The organism is Erwinia sp. V71 (genome assembly GCF_965644245.1).
In the GTDB taxonomy this organism is placed as follows: Bacteria; Pseudomonadota; Gammaproteobacteria; order Enterobacterales; family Enterobacteriaceae; genus Erwinia.
On record NZ_CBFFRK010000215.1, the window covers coordinates 1 to 2671 of the forward strand.

Sequence of the window (2671 nt, forward strand, 5' to 3'; positions counted from 1 at the left end):
GGTTCCGGCAGCCTTCAGTGGTCTTTGCAGAGTTAAGACAGGCGGCTTAGCGTTGCACTTCGAACTTGAATCCGCCGTCTAGAAATATAGGGGCCAATCCAGTATTCAAGGCGAATTCTTAAAGCATTTTTCAATTTACATGCCATGCTTGTCTGTGAAGTCAGGACTTATAACCTTAACGAGGATTTTGTATGAAAAAGACAGCCATCGCATTCTCTGCATTTCTGCTGGCCACTCCAGTGCTCGCCACTACCACCCATGCTACTGACGAAACGGTCGCTACAGCAAACGAGAGCGCGAACACCGCAAAGGAGAAACTGCATCAGGCGCAGAATGAAGGTGAAGAGCTGAAACTGAAAGCAAAACATGCTGCGGAAGGAGAAAGCAACACCACCGGCAGCAAAATCAGCGAAGGTACCCAGAAAGCCTGGCATAAAACCAAAGAGGGCACCGAAAAAGGCTGGGATGCAACCAAAGAAGGGGCGGAGAAGGGATGGAACAAAACCAAGGAAGGGGCTGAATCACTTAAAAAGAAAGTAACCGGGTAACATAATTTACTGCCCGGAAGCCGCCGGCAGATACTGGCGGATGATTTTGGCTGCAGCAGGCTGGTGTGTATTTCGCGACATTACAGATGCAACTGCTCAGACGTCGGAAATTGCCGCTTCCTCAGATACCTAGCATTTATACGCTATTTTTACCGGTTCATGATTAAGTTATTCATCATGAACAGTAACAGAGGTAATGAAAAATGGGATTATTAAGTTTTGTGAAAGAGGCTGGCGAGAAAATTCTGGGTGCCGTTTCTGGCGGAAGTAAAGAAGATCAGGCTGAAAAGCTGAAAAAACACATTGGTAGTCTTAACCTTCCCGGAGCTGAGAACGTCAGTATTGCCGTGGCGGAAGATGGTAGCGCGACGGTAACCGGCGATGTCGGCTCACAGGAAGATAAGGAAAAAATTCTGGTGGCCGTAGGTAACGTGGCAGGAGTCGGGCAGGTCAATGACAGCGTTACTGTCACGCAAAGCGGAGCAGAAAGCCGCTATTACACGGTGAAATCCGGTGACACCCTGAGCGCCATTGCGAAAGCAATGTATGGCACAGCCAGTGACTATCAGCGTATTTTTGAAGCCAATAAACCGATGCTGACACATCCCGATAAAATCTATCCGGGGCAGGTGCTGATTATTCCTGCAGGTAAGCCGTGAATCCGGGTGTATCAGCAATATTTTTAAGGAGTCTGTAATGGGATTATTAGATATAATTGGCGGCATGTCTGACGGGCAGCCAGGTAAAGCTGAACAGCTTCAGACGATCATGACCTGGATTGAGCAGCAGGGCGGGATTCAGGGCATTATGGAAAAATTCCGCAATGGTGGCTTAGGTGAAATCGTCGAATCATGGATTAGCCAGCAGAGTAACATGGCGGTGAGCAGCGAGCAGATCACTTCGGTATTCGGTTCGCCTGCACTTCAGGAGCTCGGGGCGAAACTGGGCATCGATTCGCAAACTGCTTCGGCACTGATTTCTGAATATCTGCCAAAAATCGTCGATGGTCTCTCGCCACAGGGTGAAACGGCGGCTCAGGGTGATCTGGTTTCCGCAGGGCTTAATCTGCTGAAAGGTAAATTATTTGGTTAAAGGCCTGCCGTTAAAGCATTGCTCCTAAAAAAGTCGGGGCCTGAAGTGCCACCCCCGGGTAGTTGGCCTGCAGTGCAGCTACCCGGAAACGGTCTGAAAACCGGTGGCGTGGCCCCCGCCCTACATTGCCCCTATTCTGGGACGTGATCTGGTTCACGCCTGTGTCGGCTGCTGCGAGTACCCCAGCCGACACGGCTTGCTATGTAACAGGATGTGGCGACGTATAACAGTTTTTTACTTCATGAAATCACAGTCAGACGTCCACTTGACGAATTCAGCCTGATAGATGGTAATCCCCCCATTTTTAACGGAGGTGATAAGTAGAATCAGGTCATTCGCTATGGTTCTTCGTTTGTTGATAGAAAAACCCTGGTTCCGTCGATGGTCATCGTGCAACCTTGCCTATGCCTGCATCCGCAACTGATCTATACGTGTCATCGGCAGATGTGAATTTTGCCAAAATTGTAAACATTGGCGATCGCGTTGATGAATACATTCAACGTTCTGGTATTACGATTCAGCCCTAATTTAACGATAAGCCCGGCATCCAAATGCGGGTCGTGACGCAGATTTAGTGGTAGTGGTTGATTGTCAGATACCAGCCGATGATCTTGTCGTGCATCTCTTCAGACTTTGAGAAGCATATGGTTTTGCGGGTAAGCCGCTTAAGATGTGTCCGCAGGTTCAGATTATGTCGCTCTATCCGCTGGGTGTATTTCTTGCTGATAACATGACTGGTTGAGGACAATAAAGTTCGGTATACCGGCCAGGCATCGGTCATGTAGAAGGCAATGCTAAACTGGCTCAGCAAAACCAGAAGACGCTTTAATGTCAGCGCATTTCGTGGGCCAAATACATGGGCGATGACGCGCTTTCGGATGCGGTCATAGGCATAAAACAGCCAGCGTTGATTGCCTTTACAGCGGACATATGACCACTGTTCATCGGCTTCACTGCGTATTCCGCTCTGAACGATCACGGATTGGCATCGAAGTTCGATCACAGTTTCGCATCTCTTCGATCAGCCGGGA

At 49.0% G+C, this 2671-nt stretch carries 3 protein-coding genes and 1 pseudogene; 3 read left to right on the plus strand and 1 reads right to left on the minus strand.

Going from position 1 to position 2671, the window contains the following annotated elements:
* The first annotated feature begins 191 nt into the window (after positions 1–191).
* From ACSZO1_RS22110 to ACSZO1_RS22120, 3 genes are all read left to right on the plus strand, one after another.
* Positions 192–548, plus strand: a complete 357-nt coding sequence (locus ACSZO1_RS22110; RefSeq protein ID WP_437616497.1) for a hypothetical protein — start codon at positions 192–194, stop codon at positions 546–548.
* 203 nt (positions 549–751) lie between these two features.
* Positions 752–1207: a peptidoglycan-binding protein LysM gene (gene lysM / locus ACSZO1_RS22115; protein WP_437616499.1), complete on the plus strand. Its 456-nt coding sequence runs from the start codon at positions 752–754 to the stop codon at positions 1205–1207.
* A gap of 10 nt (positions 1208–1217) precedes the next feature.
* The gene (locus tag ACSZO1_RS22120) at positions 1218–1640 is read left to right on the plus strand and encodes a YidB family protein (RefSeq protein WP_437616500.1); all 423 of its coding nucleotides are present in this window, start codon (positions 1218–1220) and stop codon (positions 1638–1640) included.
* Between the two features lie 571 nt (positions 1641–2211).
* Here the strand turns inward: ACSZO1_RS22120 and ACSZO1_RS22125 are convergent.
* Positions 2212–2592 (minus strand): annotated as a pseudogene (locus ACSZO1_RS22125) (IS1 family transposase); the annotation flags it as partial.
* Between the last annotated feature and the right edge of the window lie 79 nt (positions 2593–2671).